General features: G+C 73.4%; 17 protein-coding genes. 10 read left to right on the top strand and 7 right to left on the bottom strand.

The window, feature by feature from the left end:
• Positions 1-39: 39 nt before the first annotated feature.
• The 3 genes from K0V08_RS11740 to K0V08_RS11730 form a co-directional block, all read right to left on the bottom strand.
• Positions 40-882 carry a LamG domain-containing protein gene (locus tag K0V08_RS11740; protein ID WP_079535047.1) on the bottom strand — a complete coding sequence of 281 codons (843 nt, stop codon included), beginning with the start codon at positions 880-882 and terminating at the stop codon, positions 40-42.
• Complete coding sequence (locus K0V08_RS11735) at positions 879-1,859, bottom strand: S26 family signal peptidase (RefSeq protein ID WP_079535048.1); 981 nt, start codon at positions 1,857-1,859, stop codon at positions 879-881. The genes K0V08_RS11740 and K0V08_RS11735 overlap by 4 nt, the downstream gene beginning before the upstream one ends.
• Before the next feature lie 81 nt (positions 1,860-1,940).
• Positions 1,941-2,606 (bottom strand): COG1361 family protein, encoded by a 666-nt coding sequence (locus tag K0V08_RS11730; RefSeq protein ID WP_011931360.1) that lies wholly within the window; start codon positions 2,604-2,606, stop codon positions 1,941-1,943.
• Between the two features lie 229 nt (positions 2,607-2,835).
• Here K0V08_RS11730 and K0V08_RS11725 point away from each other — a divergent pair, with 229 nt between their 5' ends.
• Complete coding sequence (locus K0V08_RS11725; protein WP_011931359.1) at positions 2,836-3,330, top strand: MarR family transcriptional regulator; 495 nt, start codon at positions 2,836-2,838, stop codon at positions 3,328-3,330.
• Entirely contained in the window at positions 3,327-3,728 is a 402-nt protein-coding gene (locus K0V08_RS11720) for an NUDIX hydrolase (RefSeq protein ID WP_231689078.1), read from the top strand. The genes K0V08_RS11725 and K0V08_RS11720 overlap by 4 nt, the downstream gene beginning before the upstream one ends.
• Before the next feature lie 4 nt (positions 3,729-3,732).
• On the opposite strand, the gene K0V08_RS11715 is transcribed toward K0V08_RS11720, so the two are convergent.
• A complete protein-coding gene (locus K0V08_RS11715; RefSeq protein WP_079535049.1) occupies positions 3,733-4,479 on the bottom strand; it encodes a phosphotransferase in 747 nt (248 codons plus the stop codon).
• Between the two features lie 72 nt (positions 4,480-4,551).
• Between K0V08_RS11715 and K0V08_RS11710 the strand changes: the two genes are divergently transcribed.
• The gene (locus K0V08_RS11710) at positions 4,552-5,940 is read left to right on the top strand and encodes an MFS transporter (RefSeq protein ID WP_079535050.1); all 1,389 of its coding nucleotides are present in this window, start codon (positions 4,552-4,554) and stop codon (positions 5,938-5,940) included.
• Between the two features lie 629 nt (positions 5,941-6,569).
• Here K0V08_RS11710 and pcp read toward each other — a convergent pair.
• Positions 6,570-7,211, bottom strand: coding sequence for a pyroglutamyl-peptidase I (gene pcp / locus K0V08_RS11705; protein ID WP_079535051.1), 642 nt, complete (start codon positions 7,209-7,211; stop codon positions 6,570-6,572).
• Positions 7,212-7,352: 141 nt separating this feature from the next.
• On the opposite strand from pcp, the gene K0V08_RS11700 reads away from it, so the two are divergent.
• The 3 genes from K0V08_RS11700 (at position 7,353) to K0V08_RS11690 (ending at position 9,299) form a co-directional block, all read left to right on the top strand.
• Positions 7,353-8,633 (top strand): hypothetical protein, encoded by a 1,281-nt coding sequence (locus tag K0V08_RS11700; RefSeq protein ID WP_079535052.1) that lies wholly within the window; start codon positions 7,353-7,355, stop codon positions 8,631-8,633.
• A 149-nt stretch (positions 8,634-8,782) separates the two neighbouring features.
• On the top strand, positions 8,783-9,025 hold the full coding sequence (locus K0V08_RS11695) for a hypothetical protein (RefSeq protein WP_079535053.1): 243 nt from the start codon (positions 8,783-8,785) through the stop codon (positions 9,023-9,025).
• Between the two features lie 13 nt (positions 9,026-9,038).
• Positions 9,039-9,299, top strand: a complete 261-nt coding sequence (locus K0V08_RS11690) for a hypothetical protein (RefSeq protein ID WP_079535069.1) — start codon at positions 9,039-9,041, stop codon at positions 9,297-9,299.
• Between the two features lie 21 nt (positions 9,300-9,320).
• Here the strand turns inward: K0V08_RS11690 and K0V08_RS11685 are convergent, their stop codons facing one another.
• Both K0V08_RS11685 and K0V08_RS11680 read right to left on the bottom strand, forming a co-directional pair.
• Complete coding sequence (locus tag K0V08_RS11685; protein WP_079535070.1) at positions 9,321-9,776, bottom strand: class F sortase; 456 nt, start codon at positions 9,774-9,776, stop codon at positions 9,321-9,323.
• A 219-nt stretch (positions 9,777-9,995) separates the two neighbouring features.
• Entirely contained in the window at positions 9,996-10,706 is a 711-nt protein-coding gene (locus K0V08_RS11680) for a CHRD domain-containing protein (protein WP_079535054.1), read from the bottom strand.
• Positions 10,707-10,974: 268 nt separating this feature from the next.
• On the opposite strand from K0V08_RS11680, the gene K0V08_RS11675 reads away from it, so the two are divergent.
• The 4 genes from K0V08_RS11675 to car all read left to right on the top strand — a co-directional run bounded on the left by K0V08_RS11675 (position 10,975) and on the right by car (position 16,572).
• A complete protein-coding gene (locus K0V08_RS11675) occupies positions 10,975-11,478 on the top strand; it encodes a sigma-70 family RNA polymerase sigma factor (RefSeq protein WP_227266814.1) in 504 nt (167 codons plus the stop codon).
• The gene (locus K0V08_RS11670) at positions 11,475-12,263 is read left to right on the top strand and encodes a hypothetical protein (protein ID WP_079535056.1); all 789 of its coding nucleotides are present in this window, start codon (positions 11,475-11,477) and stop codon (positions 12,261-12,263) included. The genes K0V08_RS11675 and K0V08_RS11670 overlap by 4 nt, the downstream gene beginning before the upstream one ends.
• Positions 12,264-12,506: 243 nt before the next feature.
• The gene (locus K0V08_RS11665; RefSeq protein ID WP_227324862.1) at positions 12,507-13,187 is read left to right on the top strand and encodes a 4'-phosphopantetheinyl transferase family protein; all 681 of its coding nucleotides are present in this window, start codon (positions 12,507-12,509) and stop codon (positions 13,185-13,187) included.
• The gene (car, locus tag K0V08_RS11660) at positions 13,177-16,572 is read left to right on the top strand and encodes a carboxylic acid reductase (RefSeq protein WP_079535058.1); all 3,396 of its coding nucleotides are present in this window, start codon (positions 13,177-13,179) and stop codon (positions 16,570-16,572) included. Before K0V08_RS11665 ends, car begins: the two co-directional genes overlap by 11 nt.
• The last annotated feature ends 211 nt before the right edge of the window (positions 16,573-16,783 follow it).

Genomic DNA, 16,783 nt, shown 5'->3' with positions numbered 1-16,783 from the left:
CGGACGACGGGACGGTCATGCGACCGTCCCGTCGTCGCGTCAGCGGCCGGCGTTGTAGTGGTTCTGGACCTGCGTCGCGGTGAGGGCCGTCTTGTACACGGCCGCGAAGCGCATGCTGCCGACGAAGTAGGCGGATCCCGCGTTCGGCCACCCCGACGTGTTGTCGTAGCCGATCCGCCAGTAGCCGCTGTTGCTCTCCGGGGCGGTGAAGCCCGTGTTCTGGGCGACGCGGGCGCCATCGAGGTACAGGGTCATGCCCGTGCTGGGCGACATCGTGGCGACCACGTGATGCCAGGCGCCGTCGGCGACGTTGGCGGAGCTCGTGATCGTCTGGTAGCCGCCGTTGTAGGTGCCGAAGGACAGCTGGCCCGTCGTGGAGACGTAGGTGTGGCGGTCGTAGGCCGACGAGGATCCGGCCTGCGAGTTGCCGAAGCCGATGAGCTTGCCGCCCTTCACGGTGGTCTTGAACCACACCTCGGTGCTGAACGTCGCCGGGCCCTGGGCCTGCAGCGCGTTCGTGACGGAGTCGCTGCCGTCGAGGACGTAGGCGCCGCCTGTGTCGCGCGAGCAGGCCCGGCTGCTCGTCGTGTCGCTCGTCATGCCGCCGCGGTACGTGCCCGGGTTGGAGCCGGTGGCGGCGTCGACGGCGGTCGTGGATCCGGTCGCCTCGTTGAGCGGGTAGGCGAACAGCGCGTTGGCCTTGTCGGCCGCGAAGGCGCTCGAGCAGGTGAAGAAGGCCGCGGACGACGCCGCGGTGTTGTTCGAGTTGGTGATGGCGGCGGTGTACGCGCCGCTCGTGCCGGGCGCGAGGAGGAGGACGGCGCCGAGGGCGACCGCGGAGACGGAGGCGGCGATCGCGGCGACGCGGGCGGCGACGGTCATGCGCGGCGCTCCTCGCGCTCGGCGGGCAGGCCGACGACGAGCGTGCAGAGGAGGGGGAGCGCGCAGAGGCCGAAGAAGAGGATCCAGCCCCAGAGCGGCAGGTCGAGCGTGGACGTCACGTCGTGGAAGCGGCCCGCCTCGGCCGCGGGCGCGGTGATCGTGCCGACCTGGCCGGCGGCGAGCGTGGTGTGGGTGCCGCCCTCGGCCGCGATGCGGATGGGGAGCATGCCGGTCGACACGACGGTCGCCTCGACGTCGTCGCCGCGGGTCGCGGCGTCGAGCACCACGAGGCCGACGAAAGGCTTGAGCAGGAAGACCGTGAGCGCCGCGACGAGCGCGCCGCCGAGCATGCGCAGGGAGGCGCGGTGCGTCGGCGAGCCGATGGGACGGGTGAGCACCATGACGATGACGAGGCCGGCGAGCAGCAGCGGCACGCCCTTCGCGAGCCAGCCGAAGCCGGGGAGGATCGTCGTGGCCTCGCCGACGAGGTGCGCCTGGTCGGTCTTCCACGGATCCACGGCGCCGTTGATGTCGCCCCGGGTGGTGATCCCGTCGGCGTCGACCGCGATGACGCGGTGCGTGTAGGTCTCGTCCGGCGTGGTGGAGGGGTGGAAGCTGACGACGTCGCCGACGTGCAGGTCCTCGAGGAGGACGGGGGTCGTGAGCAGCAGGGTGCCGACGGGGGCCGTGGTGCCCATCGACGGCGTCTGCACGACGAACCAGCGGCCGCCGGACGCCTGGAAGAGGAGCGTCACCGCGACGAGGGCGGTGAGGAGGACGGTGGCCGCCCACATCAGGACGGTGCGGCGGCGGATCGTGCGGGAGGTGCGCGCGGCGCGTCGGGTCGCGCCGCGCACGGGGAGGACGGGGGAGGCGGGGTCGAGGTCCGCCTCCTCCGTGACGAGGTCCAGCTCGATGAGGTCGAGCTCGAGGGCGGCGATCGCGGAGCCGGTCGCGCGGTCCTGGATGTCGGTCATGGGCACCTCCCGGGTCGAGGGGTGCGGGGCCGCCTCTCGGCGGCCCCGCGGGGGATCCAGCTGGGGGGCTGGCGGACTGGGCTAGGCGGCGAAGGTCCAGGTGAGGGGCAGCGAGGCGCCGAGGCCCTGGTACGTGTTGCCGGCCGAGGCGTCGAGCGTGACGGCGAAGGTGAAGTCCGTGCTGCCGTTGGCGGCGAGCGCGGTCAGCGTCTTGGCGGAGGATCCGGCGAGGGCCGCGGCGGTGCCTGAGTAGACGGGGGTGGCGCTGCCGGCCGCGGTGATGACGACGTTGAGCTTGGCGCAGAAGTCGGTGGCCGAGCCGTTGACGGTGCCGTTCTTGGTCTGCGTGCAGGCGGCGCCGGGGGTCAGCGTGAAGGTCGAGGCCTTGGAGGTGCCCACGTTCTTGATGTTCACGACGCTCGTGACCGTCTGGCCGGGGGTCATCGTGGTCGAGCCGCCGAACTTGTTGATGGTGGAGCAGGTGGCGGCGTTGGAGTCGACGCCGGACGTCGCGCTCGTGCTGAGGCAGGTGACGGTCGGGGCGCCGGTGGCGCCGGCCTGCGACTCCTGCATGACGAGCGAGCCGGAGGCCGCCGTGTTGGTGTCGTTGGTGATCGAGGCGACGAAGCCCGACAGCGTGCCGGACATCGAGACGGAGAGGAGGACGGCGGCGGCGACGCCGCCGGCGATGGCGAGGGGGGCGAAGCGGACGCGCTTGGTCTTGGCGGCGGCGATGTGGTGCGACATGGTCTGACTCCGGGTGTCTCGGGGAGGTAAGGGGCTGGGTGAGCCCCTGGGGTGGGAGCTCGGTGGCTCGCTGTGCGAGTAACTCGAATATACAGCTACTCGGATTGCGCGCAATCCCCCCACTGCGGGGGGGCACCCGTTCGCCGAGGGGATCGCGGCCGCCACGGCGCGTTACAGTCGCTGGACCGCCCACGGATCCGCCGGATCCACCGACGCAGGGACACCCGAGATGACCCCGGAGAGAACCGCCCGCCGCCGCGACGATGCCGCGGCCGTGGATGCCCTCGCCAACGCGCTGCACATGATCGAGACCGCGCAGCGCCATCTGCGCACGCGCATCGCGCAGGACATCGGCGTCAACGTGACCGACCTGACGGTGATCAGCGTGGTCGGCGACCTCGGCCGCATGACCCCCAAGCTGCTCGCCTCGGAGATCTCCATGGGCACGGGCGCGGTGACCGCCGTGATCGACCGGCTGGTCGGCGCCGGGCACCTGGACCGCGTGCCGAACCCGAAGGACCGCCGCAGCGTCTTCCTCGAGCTCACGGCCGCGGGCCGGAAGACCCTCGCGCGCATGGAGGCCGACTACCGCACGGCGGCAGCCGTGGCGCTGCGGGCCTCCCCCGCGCTCGGCACGGAGGAGACGGCCGAGGACATCGCGCGCGCCGCGATCGCGATGACGGCGCACACCATCGACGGCCCCGACGCGACCGCGACCGCGTGAGCGAGGGCTGCCAGGTGGTGCTCGTGGACGCGGCGGGGCGGATCCTGCTGCAGCTGCGCGACGACATCCCGACCATCCCCTTCCCCGGCATGTGGGCGATCCCGGGCGGCATGCTCGAGCCGGGCGAGACGCCGCTCGCGTGCATCGTGCGGGAGGTCGAGGAGGAGCTGGGCGTGCGGATCGCGCCGGCCGAGGTCGCGCACCTCATGACGCGCACGCGCTCCTACGGGATCGAGCACACGTTCACCGCGCCGCTCGACGTGGCGGCGGAGGACATCCGGCTCACCGAGGGGCAGCGCGTCGCGTGGTTCCCGGTGGCCGAGGCGATCGGGATGGAGCTGGCCTACGAGGACGCGGACGTGCTGCGGGAGGTGGCGGGGCGGGTCGCGCGGGGCTGAGCCGTCACGCCGGGTGCGCGCGCTCGGCGTCGAGGATCCCGCGGAGGGACGCGGCGTCGGCGGAGTAGCACGCGGCGTCGGCGCGGAGGTGCGGCTTGCCGAGCTCGTCGGCCTTCGCGAGCGAGATCCCGGCGAGGTCGTGGAGGCGCAGGATCGTGATCCGCAGCACGTCGGCCCAGGTCGCGTCGGATCCGTACGCGTCGAGGAGCAGCTCGACACGGCGGCGGGCGTCGTCCATGCCGGGCGCGCCATCCTGCGCGGAACCGGACAGCGGCACCGCGCGCGTGGCGAGGTACGCGATGTCCCAGATGCGCGGGCCGGGCGAGGCCATGTCCATGTCGATCACGCCCACGAGCCGGCCGTCGGCGAAGACGAGGTTGTGCGGCGCGAAGTCGTTGTGGCAGATCACCTCGGCGGGCACCTTGACCTCCGACTGCCAGACGGAGCCGCCCAGCATGAAGCCGATGCTCGCGTCGTGGAGCTCGCGGAGGCGGCGGCCGGCCTGGACGAGCACGTCGTCGGCCCAGATCCAGCGCGGCAGCGGGTAGACGGGCACGTCGCCGTGCATGAACGTCAGCCGCTCGCGACCGCCCTCGATGCCGAGCGGCTGCGGGATCCCCTCGACGCCCGCGAGCGCGAGGTGCCGGAGCCAGCGGTGCACGGTCGGGGTCCACGGGCCGGCGTCTCGGGTGACGGTGTCGCCCTCGCGATCGACGCGGTTCATGTTGCCGCCTTCGAGGGGTCCGTCCATCGGGCCAGCGTAGGGGCGGGCCCGATCGGCTCGCGACCCGGCCGCGACACGTCCACCGACTAGGTTGCGACCATGACCACCGCCGCGCCCGGACGCATCGACGAGCCCGCCGCCCCTCCCCGCCGACGGGTCGCCGCGTGGGCGCTGTGGGACTGGGGATCCGCCGCCTTCAACGCCGTGGTCACCACCTTCGTCTTCAGCACGTACCTCGCCAGCAGCCTGTTCGTGGATCCCGCGATCGTCGCGGCCGCGGGCGACGACACGCGGAACCCGTCGCTCGTCGCCGCCAAGGCCGACACCTCCGGCGTGATCTCGCTCGCGCTCACGATCGCCGGCCTCCTCATCGCGGTGCTCGCGCCCGTGCTCGGGCAGCGCTCCGACGGGTCAGGCCGCCGCCGCCTCTGGCTCGGGATCAACACCGGCATCGTCGTTCTCGCCATGCTCGGCATGGTGTTCGTCGAGCCCGTGCCCTCCTACCTCTGGCTCGGCGCCGTGCTCCTCGCCACCGGCAACGTGTTCTTCGAGTTCGCGAGCGTGAACTACAACGCGATGCTCGTGCAGGTGAGCACGCCGCGCACGGTCGGCCGCGTGTCCGGCCTCGGCTGGGGCATGGGCTACGTGGGCGGGATCGTGCTGCTCGCGCTGCTGCTCGGCCTCTTCCTCTTCGACTTCGGGACGCCGGGCGCCTCCGGCCTCCTCGGCCTGCCGTCGGGTGCCGAGGGCGGCGCGCTCGACGTGCGCATCGCGATCCTCGTGGCCGCGATCTGGTGCGCCGTGTTCTCGATCCCCGTGCTCGTGGGCGTGCCCGAGATCCCCGCGACCCCGGGCCGGAAGCGGCAGGGCATCGTCGACTCGTACCGCACGCTGTTCCGCCGCATCGCCGAGCTCTACCGGGAGTCGCCGCGCGTGCTCGTGTTCCTGCTCGCGAGCGCGGTGTTCCGCGACGGGCTCGCGGCCGTCTTCACGTTCGGGGCGATCATCGCGGCCCAGGTCTTCGGCTTCTCGACCACCGAGGTGCTGCTCTTCGGCGTCGCGGCGAACGTGGTCGCCGGCATCGGCACCTTCGCGGCCGGCTGGTTCGACGACCGGTTCGGCGCGAAGCCCGTCATCCTCGTCTCGCTCCTCTGCCTCATCCTCGGCGGATCCGCGGTGCTCGCCGTCGGCGACGCCAAGGCCGGCTTCTGGGCGACGGGCCTGTTCCTCTGCCTGTTCGTGGGACCCGTGCAGTCGTCGAGCCGCACGTTCCTCGCGCGCATCTCCCCCGCCGGCCGCGAGGGCGAGATGTTCGGCCTCTACACGACCACGGGCCGCGCGGTCTCGTTCCTCGCGCCGGGCCTGTTCGGCATCGCGGTGGCCATCACGGGCGACACGCGCTTCGGGATCATCGGAATCGTCATCGTGCTGCTCGCGGGGCTGCTGCTCATGCTGCGGGTGCGCGGGGCGGATGCGCGGGTGGCGTGACGACCGCCCAAACTGGCCGATCGCGAATAGGCGAAATCCCTCTAAGTGGGCGACAAGCCATCCCTACTTTCATTAGGGGAAGTAGCAGCGAGCCTTGATCCCTAGTATGGCAGGTCTAGGCCGCGGATATATAGTCCTGCGAGAACGGAGGCGGCTATAAGAAGACCTCCGTGCCCCGCAGCTCGAAGATTACCGTCCCGTCTTAGGTCTAATCTCGACTCCTTGACCGACGATCTCGTTCGAGGCAGCTTGCCCTCCGGATCTGAATCTGCGCTCCTCCGCCAGTGAGTCGTAAAGTCCGCGATGAGCAGGCAGATCACCCCGCCGATGGACGAGGCGAACGAGATGATCTGCCATACCATCTGCTCCCCGGCACAAGATGCAAGTATGACGAGCAGTATAGACAAAAGGCTTACGCCGACAGTACCAATTATCACGTCACGACGCCACGGGTTGCGAATAAAAGATTTCATAGGCTGACCTTATACCGATGAACCCGTTTCAGATACTGAGCTGGATACCTGAGCCGTCGCCTCATGCGCCTGCTCGGACTCTCCTTAGCTCGAGGTCACACTGGAATCCGACCCTAGTTATGAGTGATTCAGTGAATCGGCGCGAGCGGCTCCCCGTCAGTCGAGCGACCCGCCGCCCACCTTCACGTCGGTCGCGTTCGCGAGCGTCGCGCGCACCACGGCCGTGAGGGCCGTCGCGAGCTGGTCCATGCGCATGTAGGGGCGGTCGGTGCCGATCGCCTCCTCCGTCGAGTACGGGATGTGGACGAAGCCGCCGCGGGTGCCCGGGCGGTCGCGCAGCTCGTGCATCAGCAGGTAGAAGACGTGGTTGCAGGTGTAGGTGCCTGCGGTCTGCGAGACGACCGCGGGGATCCCCTTCGTGCGCACGGCGGAGACCGCCGCCTTGATCGGGAGGGTGCTGAAGTACGCGGCGGGGCCGCCGTCGACGACCGGCTCGTCGATGGGCTGGAAGCCCGTGTTGTCGGGGATTCGGGCGTCGTCGACGTTGATCGCGACGCGCTCCACCTCGAGCGTCTCGATGCCGCCCGCGAGGCCCACGGAGATGACGACGTCCGGATCCACCTCGGCGAGCGCCGCCCGCAGCGCGTCGTCGACCTTCGCGAAGTCGACGGGCAGCTGGCGCACCTGGATCTCGGCGTCGCCGTCCCAGCGGTCGCGCACCTCCTGCACGGCCGTCCACGACGGGTTGCTCGTGTCGCCGTCGAAGGGCTCGAATCCGGTGAGGAGGACGGTGGGCATGCGGGGGCTCCTGACGGATCGGGGCGGGTCCCGTCCACGGTACGCCCCGCTCGGGGCGGACCCGGACGGGGGGATGCGGCCGCGGCCGAGCCCGGAGGAGCATCGACGCGGGGACGAGGACGCCCCAGGAGGAAGGACCGCATGATCCGCACCACCGGGGGACGACGTCTCCCGCTCACCGCTCTCGCCGTCGTCGTCGCCGCCGGCACCGCATTCGCGGGGGTCGCGCCCGCGCAGGCGGCCACGACGACCGCGCCCGCCGCCGACGCCGTACCCGCCGCCGCCTCGACGACCGCCGCGGTGCGCATCCCCGCGCCCGTGGTGAGGCCCGAGTGGTTCGACTTCGGCACCCAGCCGGTGTTCCACGGTCTCTTCGAGGTCGACCTGACCGGGATCCCGGAGGGAGCCGATCTGCACTACGAGTACCAGCTGGACGGGACGGGTCCCTGGCGCACCGGCGGATCGGGGTCCGTGACCGGGTACACGGACGAGGTGTACCTGCCGGGGACGGCCGGGACCCATCTGCTCAGCGTCCGCGTCGCGGGCACGGTGGACGGCGCGGCGGTCGTCGGCGCCGCGTCCGCACCCCAGGAGGCCCGGTTCGTCGGCGGCTCCCTGGAGTACACCCCGGAGGTGATCGTGGACGGTCCCTCCGTCACCTTCCGCTGGGATGTGCGCAGCGCTCTGAACGGCTTCACGCCGGAGGAGAGCGCCATCTACTACTCCGTCGACGGCGCGCCCCTGATCGAGGTGGGAGGAGTCGGCTCCCTCACGGTGATGCCGGGCTACGGCAAGCGCGTGTCCTTCGACCTCACCTTCGGCTACATCGCCGACAGCTATCGCGAGGTCCACGTCGACGGACTCACCGCCGACGCACCCGGTGCCAAGGCCCTGACCGCTCCGCTGCCGTCCATCGTCGGCACGGCCGAATACGGGCAGACGCTCTCCGTCCGCACCGGCACCTGGCAGCCCGCCCCCGTGGAGCTCGAGTACCGGTGGTTCCGTGACGGCGAGCGGATCCGAGGCGCCGAGGACCCGACCTACACGGTGACCGCGTACGACGCCGGCCACCGCATCACGGTCTCGGTGCGCGGATCCCGCGACGGCTACATCTCGCAGACCCGCACCTCGGGCCCGACGAAGAGGATCGCCGCCCCGGTCATCACCGCGGGCACGCCGCGCATCACCGGCAACCCGGTCGTCGGCCGCACGCTCACCGCGCAGCCCGGCGTCTGGAAGCCGTCGTCGCTCGAGCTCGGCTACCAGTGGAAGCGCGACGGGAAGGCCATCGCGGGCGCGACCGCGAAGACCTACACGCTGACGGAGGCGGACCGCGGGCACACCGTCACCGCCGTCGTGAGCGCCGTGATCTACCTGTACGACAACCAGGCGCGCGCGAGCGCGGGCGTGAAGGTGCGCTGACCCGCGCATCGCACGCCCGACGGGCCCGGCTCCTCCACGGGGCCGGGCCCGTCGGCGTCCGCCCCCGTGCGGGTGGTCCCTCGTGCGCGTGGTCCCTCGTGCGGCTGGCTCCCTCGTGCGGGAGCGCTCCCGGCCGATAGCTTCGGGGGATGATCTCCTCCGGCATCGGCTTCGGCCTCACCTGGTACCTGTTCGTCTCGCTCGCGGTCGTCGTGCTCGTCGTCGTGCTGGCCGTCGTGCTCATCCGGCTCGCGCTCGCGGCGCGGCGGACGCTGCTCATCACGACGACGCTGCAGGAGGCCCGGCTCGAGCTGATCCGCGAGCAGACCGCGCGCCTGCAGGCCGACAGGCCGGGTGCGCCGGACGCCGGTCCCGTCGATCCGATCGCCTGAGCGGATGCGCGACATGGAGAGCACCGAGCCGCCCAGCATCCTGCTGCCGGCGGCGTACGACGTGGTCTGGTCGGTCGTCGCGGTCGTCGTCATCGTCGCGATCGTGATCGCCCTCGTGGCGCTCGTCCGCTTCGCGCGCGCGGGCCGACGGGCGCGGGCCGCATCCGCCGCGCTCGACGAGGCCCGGCTCGAGCTGGTGCGCGAGCGAACGGCGCGGCTGCGGGCGGGGCTGCCGGACACGGGCGGCGTGGACCCCGGGGATCCGGCCGCCTGACGCGGGGACGCGCCGCGCGGATCAGCCCACGGGCTCCGCGAACACGACGCGGTTGTCCTCGTAGTGGCCGACGCTGCGGTCGAAGATCCCGCCGCAGGTGATGAGGCGCAGCTGGTCGGTGGGCTGCGCGCCGAAGACGCGCGCGGTCGGGAAGTCGGCCTTGGCGAAGTCGGCGACCTCGGTCACGGCGTAGCGCGTGGATCCGCCGCCGACGTCCTGCACGGAGACCTCGTCGCCCACGCCGAGCTCGGCGAGCCGGGCGAACGCGGCGGGCCCGACGCGCGAGTCGACGTGCGCGGCGATCACCGTGGGTCCGCGACCGCCGGGGCGCCCGCCGCCCGTGAACCAGCCGACGTCGTCGAAGTCGACGGGCACCTCCATGCGGCCGTCGGCGGCGATCCCGAGGTCGATGAGCGGCTGGTCGAGGTCGATGGCGGGGATCGCGACGCGGGTGGGGACCGCGCCGAGGCCCTGCACGACCGTGGGGGAGGTCGTGGGCGGGTCGCTCGGCGCGGTGGTCGGCGGCGCGGACGGCGCTGCGGTCGCCGCCGCGGGGGGGAGCGGCCGGAGCCGGTCCCGGGTCGGCGGGCGCACATCCCGCGAGGACGGCCAGCGGGATCAGCGCGCCCGCGAGCACCGCGGCCCGGCGGGCGCGCCGCGCGGGCGACGCGTCCGCCGGGCCGTGGTGCACGGGGATCAGGACTCCTGCGCCAGGCGGCGGCGCATCAGCACGACGCCGGCCGCGGCCAGCGCGACGGCACCGCCGCCCGCGACGACCGGGAGGGCCGAGGTCGTGGTCGCGGATCCGCCGGCGCCCGTGTCGACGCCGCCGACCGGCACCTGGGTCAGCTGGCCGCGCACGGCACCTGCCGTGAACGACGCGGTGTGGGTGTCGGCCGCGAACGAGGCCGGGTCGGCCTCGATCTGCGCGACCGTGAAGCTCGTGCCCGTGTCCTGGTCCTGCGCGTTCATGATCCCCGTGGTGAAGGGCCCCTGCATGCAGCCGGAGCTCGTGCGCGTGCCGTTCCCGGCGTCCACCGGGTTCGGGAACGCGATGCGGGGCGGGCCGGCCTTGCCGACGGCGGCCTGGTGGATGTGCGTGGCCGTCTTCGCGGGGCTCTGGTACTCGCCGGTCACGCCCGTGAGGGTGATGTCGTAGCAGATGGTGTTCGACGCGGAGTCGAGGCGGAGGTCGAAGCGGCCGGTCGCGCCGGGCTCGCCGGGGGTCGCGACGCCGTCGGCGTTGAGCACCTGGTCGGGCGTCGCCATCACGGTGAACGCGCTCGTGAAGCGGTCCGGCTCGGGGACGGTGGTCTCGGCGGACGCGGGCGTCGCGGCGAGGAGGGCGAGGGCAGCCGCGGCGGCGCCCCCGATGGTCATGTTCCGGACGAGTCTCGTGTGCGTCATCGCGTGCAGCCTCTCGTGGTGGGGCACCCGGGCGGGCACCGCTTCTGACAGGGCATACGCACGGCGGGCGGCGGGCGTTCATCGGTCGTGGAGATCCGTCGAGGACGCGTGTCGCGGCGATCCGCGGTCCCTCCCCACCCGACCGATGAACGCCGGGCCCCCTGCCGACGTATCCCCCGGTGAGGGCGCGCACCCGCCGCCTAGGCTGGAGGGGATCACGATGGCGCTCGTCCTGACGCGTCCGGCCCCTGCACCCGAGCGGAGCACGATGAGCGCGTCCCCGCCCGGCTTCGACGTGCGCGAGGCGTTCGCGGAGCACGGCGGTGCGCTGCTCGGCTTCGCGGTCAACGCCCTGCAGGATCGCCAGCTCGCCGAGGACTGCGTGCAGGAGACGTTCCTCCGCGCCTGGCGCGCCCGCGACTCCTTCGACGGCGAGCGCGGCAGCGCGCGCACCTGGCTGTTCGCGATCGAGCGGCGGGTGATCCTCGACGTGCACCGCGCCCGGGCCCGCGCGCCGCGCATCGTCGCCGAGGACGAGGCGCCCGAGCAGGCGACGCGGGAGGCGGATCCGCTCGACCGGCTCGGGATCGTCGAAGGCCTCGCGCGCCTCAGCGACGCGCACCGCGAGGCCGTCGTCGCGGTGCACCTCACCGGGCTCAGCTACCAGGAGCTCTCCAGCGCCACGGGCGTGCCCGTCGCCACCCTGCGCACGCGCGTCTTCCACGCGCTCCGCGCCCTCCGCACGCATCTCGACGAAGTGGATCCCGCATGACCGACGACCGCACCCCCGAGCAGCACGGTCGCGAGCCCGACGACCGCCGCGGCGAGCTCATCGCGGCGGCCCTCGCCGACGACCTCTCCCCCGCTGAGACCGCGGAGCTGGATGCGATGCGCGCGGCCGACCCGACGATCGACGAGGAGATCGCGCTGCTCGGCGGGCTGCCGGCGGCTCTCGGTGGGCTCGGCTCGTGGCAGGAGGCGGAGCCGAGCGACGAGCTCGCGCGCCGGGTCGGCCTGATCGCGGACGGGCGCGGCGAGGTGGAGCCCATGGCGGCGACCACGGCGACGACCGCCGCGGATGGGCCCTCCGACCTCGACGCGCACCGCGCGCGCCGCGGATCCGGCCCCCGCCGCACCGCGTTCCTGATCGCCGGTGCGGCAGCCTGCATCGCCGTCGGCGTCGCAGGAGGTGCGTTCCTGGCGACCCCGCGCGCCGACGTCGCGAGAGGCCCGGCCGGCACCCTCGGCGCCGTCGAGGACGTGACCTTCGCGGGCGCGCCCGCGGGCGTCGACGTGGAGGGCGACGTCGTCGCGCACACCTGGGGCACGGAGACGCTGCTCACGGTCGACGGCCTGACGGTCGGCGACAGCTACTCCGTGGTCGTCGTCGACGCCGCGGGCGGCGAGCACTCCTCCGGCACGATGCTCGGATCCGCCGTGCGCATCGACTGCCGCCTCAACGCCGACGTGCTGCGCCGGGATGCCGCGTCCGTCGAGATCCGCGACGCCGCGGGCGACCGCGTCGCCGTGGCGGAGCTGCCGCCCGTCGACGCCTGACGCGACCGTCCGGACCCGAGAGGACGCGCCCCGAGGGGCGAGCCCCACCCCCTGTGACGACTGCCCGTCGCTCGCTGTGCTGCCGCCCTCCACCGGCAGCATCGCGCGCCCTGAGCTGCCCGGCCGCGAAGTGCAGTGCGCCGCCGGTGACCCGGGAACCTCGGAGGAAGCGGGGGTTTAGTTGTGTCAGTGCAACTACTATCGCGGATCCCCTGGGGGGAACTCCTCCCGGATTCCGTGGTCGTGGCGGCAGCCGACCACGACGTGGACGGAGGCCTGGCCGGCGACGAGAGCGACGCCGTCGCGACCGCGCTCCCGGGCCGCCGGGCGGAGTTCGTGACCGGTCGCGTGCTCGCCCGGCGGGCGCTCGCGGCCCTGGGCAGACGACCCGGATCGATCCCCGTCGCGCGGGACGGAGCTCCCGTGTGGCCGGCCGGGATCGTCGGCAGCATCACGCACTGCGTGGGACTCCGCGCGTGCGCCGTGGGACGACGCGACGAGCACGCCGGGATCGGCATCGACGCGACACCCGCGCGCCCCCTCCCGGGAGGCGTGCTGGCGCGCGTGGCGGACCTCGGCAGCGCGCCCGTCGCCGCGGGCCTCGACGCGCTCCGGGCGACCGGGGTCGAGGCCCCCGGCAGCGTGCTCTTCGCCGCCGCCGAGGCCGTCGCGAAGGCGCGGACATCGGCGCAGGGCGGGTGGCACGGCATCGACGGCGCGGAGATCGCGCTCCATCCGGACGGCTCCTTCGCCGTCCGCGCACGTCGGGGACCGGACTTCACCGGGACCGGGCGGTGGGCGGTGGCCGGGGGGCTGGCGCTGGCGGGGATCGCGCTCGACGAGCACTGGAGCCGGCGCGCAGGGGCGCGCCGGGACGAACGACGAGAGGACGGACACATTGGGGACCGAGCACATGAGCACTGAGCAGATGGGGACCGAGCAGATGGGGAGCCAGCACGAGGACACGTCGATCGAGGCGATCTTCGCGCAGCACGCCGACCGGACGGCGCTGCGGCAGCGATCCGGGCCGGAGGTCACGGACATCAGCTTCCGGGAGCTGTGGGACCGGGCGGGCGCGCTGGCCGCGGCGCTCGGCGAGACCGTGTCCGCCGGCGACCGCATCGCGGTGCTCGGCACGGCGACCGCGGACGCCGTCACCCTCGACCTCGCCGCGTGGATCCTCGGCGCGGTGAGCGTGCCCCTCCAGGCGAGCGCGCCCGTCGCGGCCCTGCGCGCGATCGTCGAGGAGACGACGCCGGTCTGGATCGCGGCCACCGCCGACCAGGCCGCGACGGCCCGGGCGGTCGCCGAGGCATCGGGCGACGGCATCCGGACGATGCGGCTCGACACCGACACCGACGCGGACACCGACACCGACGCCGCCCTGACGCTCGGCGCGCTCGTCGCCCGCGGGGCCGGTCTGCCGACCCGGAGCCCGTGGCACCCCGCACCCGGCGACGACCCGCTCGCGCTCCTGCTCTACACGTCGGGCAGCACGGGCACGCCGAAGGGCGCGATGTACACGCGCTCCATGGTCGAGCGGATGTGGCACGCCCTCCGGCCCGACCCCGCCGCGCCCGCCGACGCATCCACGACCGCGGACGACGGAGACGCCGCAGCCATCGTCGGGTACGCGTACCTCCCCATGAGCCACCTCACCGGCCGCTCCTCCCTGCTCGCCACGCTCGGCCGCGGCGGCACGGTCGCGCTCGCGACCTCGACCGACCTGTCGACGCTCTTCGACGACCTGCGGACCTTCGCCCCGACCGAGTTCGTCTTCGTGCCGCGCGTCGCGGAGCTGGTGCGGCAGGAGGGCGACCGCGAGGAGCAGCGCCGACTCACCGCCGGCAGCACGGACCGGGACGCGGTCCGCGCCGAGGTCCAGGCCGACCTGCGCGCCCGCGCGTTCGGCGGACGGATCCGCCGGGCGATCTGCACCAGCGCCCCTCTGACACCCGAGCTCCGCACCTACATCGAGGGCTGCCTCGGGATCACGCTGCACGACCTGTACGGGTCGACCGAGGCCGGCGGCATCCTCCACGACGGGGTGATCCAGCAGCCTCCCGTCACCGAGCACAAGCTCGTCGACGTCCCCGAGCTCGGGTACCGCACCACCGACCGCCCGCACCCGCGGGGCGAGCTGCTCGTCAAGAGCGCCTCCGTGATCGCCGGGTACTTCCGCCGGCCGGACGTCACCGCCGCGGTGTTCGACGAGGACGGCTTCTACCGGACCGGCGACGTCATGGCGCAGACCGGACCCGGCACCTACGAGTACGTCGACCGTCGGAACAACGTGATCAAGCTGTCGCAGGGCGAGTTCGTCGCGGTGGCATCGCTCGAGGCGACGTACGGCGGGACGCCCGAGGTGCACCAGATCGCGCTGCACGGCGACAGCCGGCACGCGTTCCTCGTCGCGGTCGTCGTCCCGGCGGAGGCCTCGGCATCGGAGCGCGACATCCTCGCGGCCCTCCAGCGCACCGCCCGCGAGCACGGCCTCGCCCCCTACGAGGTGCCCCGCGGCGTGATCGTCGAACCGGATCCGTTCACGGTCGACGGCGGCATGCTCTCCGACGCCGGCAAGCTCCTGCGCCTGCGCCTCACGCAGCGGTACGGCGAGCGCCTCGCCGCCCTCTACGACGCGCTCGAGGAGCAGCAGAGCGGCACCCTCGTCGCCGCGCTCCGCGAACGCGCCGACGACGAGCCGACGGTCGACACGGTGGTGCGCGCCGCCCTGCTGCTCCTCGGGGCCGAGGTGTCCCCCGCGACCGCCGCCGCGGCCCGGTTCTCCGACCTCGGCGGGGACTCGCTGTCCGCGCTGACGTTCTCCGGGATCCTCGAGGACGTCTTCGGCACCGAGGTGCCCGTCGGCGTCCTCACCGACCCGACCAACGACCTCGCCGCCGTCGCCGCCTACGTGGAGCGCTCCGCCTCCGACGACCGGCCGACCGTGACCCGCGTGCACGGCGCCGGCGCATCCACCCTCCGCGTGGGCGACCTCCGGCTCGACCGGATGCTCGGCGGCATCCCGACGCCGGTCCCCCGGGCCTCGGCCGCCCGGCCGGGATCCCGCACGGTCCTGCTCACCGGCGCGAACGGCTACCTCGGCCGGTTCTTGGCCATCGACTGGCTCGAGCGCCTCGCTGCGACGGGCGGCACGCTGGTGTGCATCGTGCGCGGCGCCGACGACGCCGACGCCCGGCGCCGCCTCGAGGCCGCGTTCGCCGCGGATCCCGCGTTCGCCCGGCGCTTCGCCGAGCTGTCGGGCTCGCTCGAGGTGCTGGCCGGAGACGTCAGCGAGCACCGCCTCGGCCTCGACGACGAGCGGTGGATCGACCTGGCCGCGCGGGTCGACCTCGTCGCGCACGCGGCTGCCCTCGTGAACCACGTCCTCCCGTACTCGGCGCTGTTCGGTCCGAACGTCGTCGGCACCGCCGAGGCGATCCGCCTGGCGATCGCCGCCGGCAGCGTGCCCGTCACCTTCGTCTCGAGCGTCGCGGTCGCGGGCGGCGCGCAGCCGGGCGCGACCGCCGACGCCGAGCCGTCGGCGCCCGGCGCGCTCGACGAGCACGCCGACATCCGCGCCACGATCCCCGAGTGGGCCGTCGGCGACGAGTACGCCAACGGGTACGGCGCGAGCAAGTGGGCGAGCGAGGTGCTGCTCCGCGAGGCGCACGAGCACCACGGCGTCCCCGTGGCCGTGTTCCGCTCCGACATGATCCTGGCGCACCCCCGCTGGCGCGGTCAGGTGAACCTCCCCGACGTCTTCACCCGGCTGATCTGGAGCGTGCTCACCACCGGCCTCGCCCCCGCATCGTTCGTGAGGCGCGGCCCCGACGGCGAGCGGCAGCGGTCGCACTACGACGGCCTGCCCGCCGACTTCACGGCTGCGGCGATCGACGGGATCGGCGCAGCGCTCACCGAGGGGCACCGCACCTTCAACGTCGTGAACCCCCACGACGACGGCGTCTCGCTCGACACCTTCGTCGACTGGCTCCGCGAGGACGGCCACGACATCGAGCGCGTGGACGACCACGCGGAGTGGGTCGACCGCTTCCGCGCGGCGCTCGGATCGCTGCCGGACGCGGACCGCGCCCGGTCCGTCCTGCCGCTGATGCACGCGTTCGCCTCGCCCGAGGAGCCGCACGCCGGCTCGGCGATCCCGGCGGATGCGTTCGCCGAGGCCGTCCGCGCGGTGCGCCCGCTCGGGTCGCCGGACATCCCGTCGCTCGACCGCGCGCTCATCGCCAAGGTGGCGGACGACCTCGCGTTCCTGGGGCTGCTCGCGCCGGCGCGGGCGGCGGCTGCCTGACGCACGCGCCCTGAGATCGAGGGGCCGGCAGCCACGCGCTGCCGGCCCCTCCGCACGTATGGGTGGCCAGTGGCGGCGACCGGATCCGTCGCCCCGGAGAAGATACACGCCGGTAACACGAGGGAAACGGCCGCGATACCGGGCAGAACCACACTGGACGGAAATACCTATCGCTCGATAGATACTCCGACCGGGCAACCGGATCTCCGGC

This window comes from Clavibacter michiganensis, assembly GCF_021216655.1.
Lineage (GTDB): Bacteria > Actinomycetota > Actinomycetes > Actinomycetales > Microbacteriaceae > Clavibacter > Clavibacter michiganensis.
Note: the sequence above shows the minus strand (reverse complement) of the source record. Positions and strands in the feature narration are given on the sequence as shown.